This is a genomic window from Actinomyces sp. HMSC065F12 (genome assembly GCF_001814535.1).
Taxonomy (GTDB): domain Bacteria; phylum Actinomycetota; class Actinomycetes; order Actinomycetales; family Actinomycetaceae; genus Pauljensenia; species Pauljensenia radingae_A.
The window spans coordinates 198,718-205,257 of sequence record NZ_KV817041.1 but is presented as its reverse complement, the minus strand read 5'-3'; the positions used below and the strand labels follow the sequence as shown (position 1 = coordinate 205,257).

Below are 6,540 nucleotides of genomic sequence, written 5' to 3'. Positions count from 1 at the left end.
GTACGGGGGTGAGACCTTAAACGGTCTCACCCCCGTCGCCAATTTCTCCTATAGTCCGAACAGTGCTGAACGAAATTGCGGTGAGGCACCAAAACAACGTTGTTTGCTCCGCCCGGCCAAATCCGTGATATGTACGAGCGCAAATCTGTAAGACCTGCATCTCAAGTGAAGTTAAAGTACAAAAGTAACCTTGCCTGTTTTGTTTTGAAAACCAAAACCTTCATTTATGGCACCCTAGTGGACCACGACTACTTCACCGGGCAGCCCTTTGGCTCTTCCAAACCCCAAAATGTTCGCGGTATGGATCACCCCTCAACGGCAATCCAGAACGTTCGTGAAGAAAAAGGTAAGAACGCCGTGCTGCTTCTAGACAACGGCGACGTTGCGCAGGGCTCATGAATCGAAATGGTGTACCACTCGAACCGGACAGATAGCACTGTTGACCCGATGGCTAGTGTGTTCAACTACTTGAATTACGATGCGGTGGGTGCTGGTAACCACGAATTCAACTACGGCCTTGAAGCCCTAACCGCCTAGAATTAAACCAGTCCAACTTTCAGGGGCTAGTTCACTTAACAGGGCATGTCGCTGCGTGGTGGAGCACTGGCGGGGCGTGCCAGGTTGATCTGTCTTCGGCTCTCACGCCCGTCCATATAGTGAAATTCCAGTGCGGAAGCCAGAAACGCCCGGTTCGATGTGACTGTTCTTGATGTGGTCGACTTCACGATGAGGTGTCGGGGGTGGGTGCGTGAGGGCCTGCGGTTCCCCTCCTCAATAATCGTAACGCTCGCGCGCGAGGTAGGAGCGTCGATGTGTGTTCTTCCTCGTGAGAGAGGTGCCCGCGGACGTGGATTATGCAGCCCGGTGGATGCTGGAGGCGGCAAGGTCTCGCTCAGTGTTGGCGTGATTGACGAGGGCGGCCGACCCGCTTGTGACGGGCGCCTGAAAACTGCTCACATTCTGTTTACCCACTGTTTAATCTGAATCCCTAACCTAAGTGCGGCAATCGAAGAGTTGGCGTGGCGCGTTGGTCACGACGTATCTGCGATGAGACATGTAAGGGGATCGTATGGGCGATCTGAAATGGAAGCAGGATCGGTCGCAAGCAGCGCAAGGGCGATTGAACGAGGCGAACAGCACGTTCGCGGGAGTGAATTTTGGGGCACCGCCTGATTTTGGCAAGTCCACGGCAAGTGTGAATGCTGTACTGAGCAAGTTTACTGAAGGCCTGAAAGCCCTAGCTGATGGAACAGCGAAGGTGAGTGGCAGTCTGTCGACCGCTGATCAGAATTTCGAAGCTTCAGAAGCTCGAATCTTTAGCGAACTTACCTCGGTTTACCCCCAGGGCGGGGTTTACTACCCCCAGTCAGGAGGAATGGGTAAATGATTGACACCAAGCTCGATATAGAACCCGAAACGCTCTCCTCCTGGAAGAGCGGCGTCCTCCTGCATGGCAGGGGCCGAGTGAATGACGGTATTAAGGACCTCGATCGGGCCAATAGCATCGTGCAGTCTGAGCTGGTGGGCTACACGGCAGCTGAAGCGTCCGCGGCTATCCAGTCTGCCACTAAATCAGCGCAGGAGATCCACGACGAGATCGAAACTTTTGCTGGTGCGGTTAACTCATTTGTGACGTTGATTCGTTCATGTAAGACCCGCCTCAAAGACATTGAAGGTCGGGCGGCAGCAGGCAAGCTGATTGTTATCCCCAAGACTTCAATCGAACTGCCTCCGCCTCCGCCTCCGCTGCCGGTTCCGGCGGATCCGGTGACGAATGCGGCTCTCATCCAGGCGTGGACTGAGTACATGGAAAAGCAGGCCCTCTATTCGACCCTCGCGGGAGAGGTGAGCATCGTCCGCCGCGATGAGGACGTTGCTCACAGTGAGCTGCAGAACGCATGCAGTGCCGTTACTTCCGCCAACTGGCTGGTCAAGGCTTTCACTGGGATGTTCTCAGGTGGCGGTACGACGCTGGGCTTCCTGAAGATGCTGAAGTCCCGCACCGGCGATGCCGTCAAGCTTATCAAGGGCATCAACTTCAAGCTCAACGGTGCCACGTTCGATCCGAAGAGACTCGGAAAGCATTTCAAAGATACGCCAGAGGTTCAGTTCCTCAGATTTAAAGACAAGGTCAACCTTGGTAAGGGATGGGGAGATTCGCCAGAGATCCTCGACAAAGTCAGCAAGGTCACGAAGCATGCCGGGCGTGTGCTCACCGCTGTCGATGCTGGCACCACCGCTTACGACCAGTGGAAGACGGACAGTGCGCTCAATCCTGGTATGGGAACCGGAGAAAAGGTTGCACGTGCCGGAACCCGAACGCTGCTGGAAGTCGGCGGTGGCTGGGCTGGCGGCAAAGCTGGTGCGATGGGTGGCGCAGCTATTGGTATGGCTGTTGGCGGACCGATCGGAGCGGCCGTTGGCGGCATCATCGGTGGCGTTGCGGGTGGTGCCGGCGGTAAGTGGCTTGGCGGAAAGGCAACAGATTTTACCTTCGGCCTGTTCGACTAGCGCCAGCAAGACCGCTACTGATGTGTGAGTGTTGTGCATGGTGATTAACGCTGCAATGCGTAGTGACCTCAAGGTAATCTGACAAGAGCTGAGGATTTGGATGTGGCTGCGGACTGACGGTGAAACCACTTCGCGCGTTGCCCGCCGCTACTCCATCCACGGCAGTACAGGCTCTGTAGCTGAGGATGAGGAAATCGATGGATGATTTTTCGAGTAGTGATACCTTCTGGATGATCACACTGGCATTCCTGTTTGGGGGCCTCATCCTGGCTCAATGGGCTCTTGCGATGTTTTCAGACTCCACGCTCGGAAAACTCGCCCGCTCAGTTGGGAACATTTTCGGATGGTGGAAAAACTCCGAAGCACTCACCACTCCTGCCATCGGTCTGGCGTTCCTGCTTTTCGGAGTCGCATTTACTGCTGGAACACTGGGGATGAGCAAACAGGGAATGCGTATCATCGTCATCGTTGCAATGGCCTGTATGGTTGTCGCGCTGATATCAGTGATCCCCTTCCGTCTGCCTGACGCGATGTATCCGGAGAAGCGGTTGGAAAAACGTCAGCAGCAAGCCCTGACTCAAGTCGATCCGGGCTCGTACCCGGCCGATCGCCATTTTGCTGAAGGTATCGTCCCGCCTTCCCACAGTGATCCGACTACTTCCCACAGTGATCCGACCCGCCTGACCCAGCCCGAACATCAAGAATTTAAGTCCGACAATAACCACCGAAGCGATGGAGGATATTGATGAGTCCAACGAGCAGTGACGCTGAGTTCGTCACTCTTCCCGCAGACTGGGAAGAACTCAGCACTGAAGAAAAAGCGCAATTCACCCAGCAAGTGCCGGAAGAAGGCCCGACTCAGCAGATGCTCCAGGAAGTTGAGAGCACTTTTCCGCTGATCGCACTTGGTCCTGAAGCTGCATCAGGGTTCCGCCCCAGCCTCGTCGTGACGAAAGCCGCGACCGGCTCGGACGATCCGATCGACTGGTACGACGGCACGTTGCGTCAACTCGTCGAATCTATCCCCGGATTCCTGGTGCTGGAAAACGCGGCATGGGAAAACGAACACCTCAATGGTGTAGCCCGCATGGGGGTCTACATGATGGAGGATCTGTCCGTGTCGTCGTGCCAGTGGCTGTGGGTGAACGGCGAGGCCGGACTGACCGCCACCCTGACATGCGCGACACGCGAATTTGACCCGATGTACGACACGTTTGTTGAAATGTCGAATAGCTTGAGGAACCCACAATGAGCCGTTTTACCTCTGAAGAATCAGCTGCAATTCTCAACGAGGCCGACTGGGAAGCCCTAACCGATTTGCTGGACGGCAAAGCTGACACGAATTCAGACGGCTGGCAGAACCTGGTTAACCTGGGATTCATCAGCGATGAGGAATCCCTGACGGACGGCGCCGAACGTCTCTTCGCCGGTCTGTTCCAGCGTTCCCACATGATTCAACTGACCCGCATCGCACCGTCGGAAGACGTCAAACGGATCACCCTCACCGTGTGGATTTCTTCAACGGACGTCACGTGGATCGTGCCAGAGGGTGACTCGATGAACCTGTTCCGCTCCGACCCGGAAGAAGTTCCTTCACTGATTCTGCGTTGGCTGGTTTTCGGGCCGCACATGAATGTTTTCGACGGCCCACTTCACCTGCCCTCCGACGTCATTCGTCTGGCACACCAAGGTGATGTCGATCAGCTGCAACGCGTCATCGCCAGTGAATGCCGAGATCACGACGACACAGGATTTGGCAAGGCCGGTCTTGAGGGAACCTGGGCGATGAATGTGTTCGACATTTTCGCCGCGGTGGACGAGCAGATGGCGCCCGCTGGATCCCTGCTCTTCCTGAGTACTCCGACGTGCCTGTACGCGATGGACGGCACCAAGGCCGATGAACCAGAAGTGGAGTTGGCAGGGCTGACATCGCCGCTCGCGTGGCAGATGATCAACCCCTACCTGTTCGCCTGATCGATCCTGCGGCCTCCACGTGAGGCCGCAGGTCTTTGCTGAGCTGCCCGCCATATCTCTGGGGTGGCAATACTGACCGGGATCACTATCTCTGGCCGGACGTCTTCACGTGGTGCTGGGCGTAGCCCGTGTCGCATCCACTGAACGGCTGGCAATGCGCACTGTTGCAGGAACGGTGAGTGTCACGCTCAGACCACCCTCGTCGAGTGCGGAAATAGTGACTTTGCCGCGGTGAGCTTGAGCGACAGCCTGCACGATTGCGAGTCCCAGGCCATGTCCGCGCGTGGTACCGGCTGTACGTCTGGATCCACGCACGAAAGGCTCACACAGTGAGCTGACGGTATCAGCATCGACGAGGGGGCCGGTGTTGGTCACGTTCAGCACTGCGCAGGAAGCACTGGCATCAGACGAATGGTGTACCTGCAGGGTGACGTTCACAGATCCATCCGCCTGGTTGTAGGTGACGGCGTTGCGCAGCAGGTTCGAGACTGTCTGGCGCAGCAGCACCTGATCTCCAGTAACTGCAGCGGGAGTGATGCTCATATGGATGGCTATACCATGGTCTTTCGCCAGAGATCCAACTTCATGGATGGCTTGGCGAACAATTTCGGCTAGATCCACCTCTTCGCGCGCCAGCATCCCGCCTTGAGCTGCCGACAGATCCAGCAGCGCATCCACAGTCTGAGCGTTGGCGTGATTGGTTTCGCGTACCCGTCGCAGAAGGTCCCGCAGTTCCTGAGTGGTCGCATCCGGATCAGACAGCGTCACATCAATCATTGTCTGAGTCGTGGCAAGAGGAGTACGCAGCTCATGCGACGCATTGGCCGCGAACTGCTGCTGGGAGCGCAGTGATTGATCGACCGAATCAAGCATCGCGTCGAACATAACGCCCAGCTCGCGCACCTCATCATCCGGTCCCTTCAGGTTCAGGCGGTAACTGTAATCGCCTGATGTTGCCAGAGCTGCAGCTTTCTTCATGTCAACCAGCGGCGCCATCACGCGTCCCGCCACGATCCACCCGACCAGGCCGGAAAGAAGCGTCAGGATCGTCAGAACCAGAAGCGATGTGACCAGCATGGTGTTGAGCATGGAGCGGGCCACTGGGATCACCAGGTCAAAACTGGCGCTTTGCCCGTCAGGCGCGGGAGGAGCGAACGTGGTGTTCAGTCGCATCGGCACCAGGCGCATATAGGCGTACACCAGGCCAATCATCACCAGGCCCACACCGCCCACCAGTCCCGCATACGACAAGGTCAGGCGCATTCGCAGGGTCAGGCGGCGTTCCCCGCGCGGTGTCCTCGTCATCTGTCTGCCTCCCCGAAGCGATATCCTGCGCCCGGCACGGTTTGAATAACCCAGGGGGAGCCGAGCCGCTGACGCAGATGTGAAATAGTGACGCGAATCGAATTGGTGAAGGGATCAGCGTTCGCGTCCCATGCGCGCTCCAGCAGCGTTTCCTGGCTGAGGACCCCGCCGTCAGCCTCCATCAGCAATTCCAAAACTGCGAATTCCTTGGGGCTCAGACGGACGAAGCGCCCATTGCGGTAAACTTCGCGACGGAACGGGTCCAGACGCACTCCGCACGATTCAAGGACAGGTTCTCGTGCCGGTTGAGAGCGGCGGCCGAGAGCTCGCAGTCTGGCAACCAGCTCCGGGAACTCAAACGGTTTGACCAGATAGTCGTCAGCTCCCAGTTCGAACCCCGTGACGCGCGCGTTGAGCGTGCGGGAGGCAGTGAGCATCAGGATGCGCACCTCAGGGTAGTGGTGCGCGAGAATCCTGCACACCTCGTCACCATGAGTTCCCGGCAAATCACGATCCAGAACTATCGCGTCGTAGGAAGAACTACGCACCATCTCCAGCGCGTCATCGCCATCGAAAGTCACGTCAACAACCATTGCTTCGCGCCTCAGCCCCTGGGCGATTGCCTGTGCGAGATATTCTTCATCCTCGGCGATGAGAACCTTCATAGTGGTGTGCCTTTCATTCATTCCTCTTGACGAGGGCGACTCAGTTGAGCCCCTTCCGCTGGCGACATCTTAACGATGTCAGTGT

At 57.0% G+C, this 6,540-nt stretch carries 8 protein-coding genes; 6 read left to right on the top strand and 2 right to left on the bottom strand.

The features are described from left to right. The first annotated feature begins 165 nt into the window (after positions 1–165). From HMPREF2975_RS12355 to HMPREF2975_RS11100, 6 genes are all read left to right on the top strand, one after another. Positions 166–399, top strand: coding sequence for a hypothetical protein (locus HMPREF2975_RS12355; RefSeq protein ID WP_141757422.1), 234 nt, complete (start codon positions 166–168; stop codon positions 397–399). Between the two features lie 670 nt (positions 400–1,069). Further along, positions 1,070–1,387, top strand: coding sequence for a hypothetical protein (locus HMPREF2975_RS11120; protein WP_070727911.1), 318 nt, complete (start codon positions 1,070–1,072; stop codon positions 1,385–1,387). Next, on the top strand, positions 1,384–2,511 hold the full coding sequence (locus tag HMPREF2975_RS11115) for a hypothetical protein (protein ID WP_070727906.1): 1,128 nt from the start codon (positions 1,384–1,386) through the stop codon (positions 2,509–2,511). Before HMPREF2975_RS11120 ends, HMPREF2975_RS11115 begins: the two co-directional genes overlap by 4 nt. 197 nt (positions 2,512–2,708) lie before the next feature. After that, entirely contained in the window at positions 2,709–3,257 is a 549-nt protein-coding gene (locus HMPREF2975_RS11110; RefSeq protein WP_070727903.1) for an MFS transporter, read from the top strand. After that, the gene (locus tag HMPREF2975_RS11105) at positions 3,257–3,763 is read left to right on the top strand and encodes a hypothetical protein (protein WP_070727900.1); all 507 of its coding nucleotides are present in this window, start codon (positions 3,257–3,259) and stop codon (positions 3,761–3,763) included. Before HMPREF2975_RS11110 ends, HMPREF2975_RS11105 begins: the two co-directional genes overlap by 1 nt. Further along, complete coding sequence (locus tag HMPREF2975_RS11100) at positions 3,760–4,485, top strand: hypothetical protein (RefSeq protein ID WP_070727896.1); 726 nt, start codon at positions 3,760–3,762, stop codon at positions 4,483–4,485. The genes HMPREF2975_RS11105 and HMPREF2975_RS11100 overlap by 4 nt, the downstream gene beginning before the upstream one ends. Before the next feature lie 105 nt (positions 4,486–4,590). Here the strand turns inward: HMPREF2975_RS11100 and HMPREF2975_RS11095 are convergent, their stop codons facing one another. Together HMPREF2975_RS11095 and HMPREF2975_RS11090 are read right to left on the bottom strand one after the other, a co-directional pair. Beyond that, on the bottom strand, positions 4,591–5,790 hold the full coding sequence (locus HMPREF2975_RS11095; RefSeq protein WP_070727891.1) for a sensor histidine kinase: 1,200 nt from the start codon (positions 5,788–5,790) through the stop codon (positions 4,591–4,593). Next, positions 5,787–6,455 carry a response regulator transcription factor gene (locus HMPREF2975_RS11090; RefSeq protein WP_070727888.1) on the bottom strand — a complete coding sequence of 223 codons (669 nt, stop codon included), beginning with the start codon at positions 6,453–6,455 and terminating at the stop codon, positions 5,787–5,789. The genes HMPREF2975_RS11095 and HMPREF2975_RS11090 overlap by 4 nt, the downstream gene beginning before the upstream one ends. Positions 6,456–6,540: the final 85 nt, after the last annotated feature.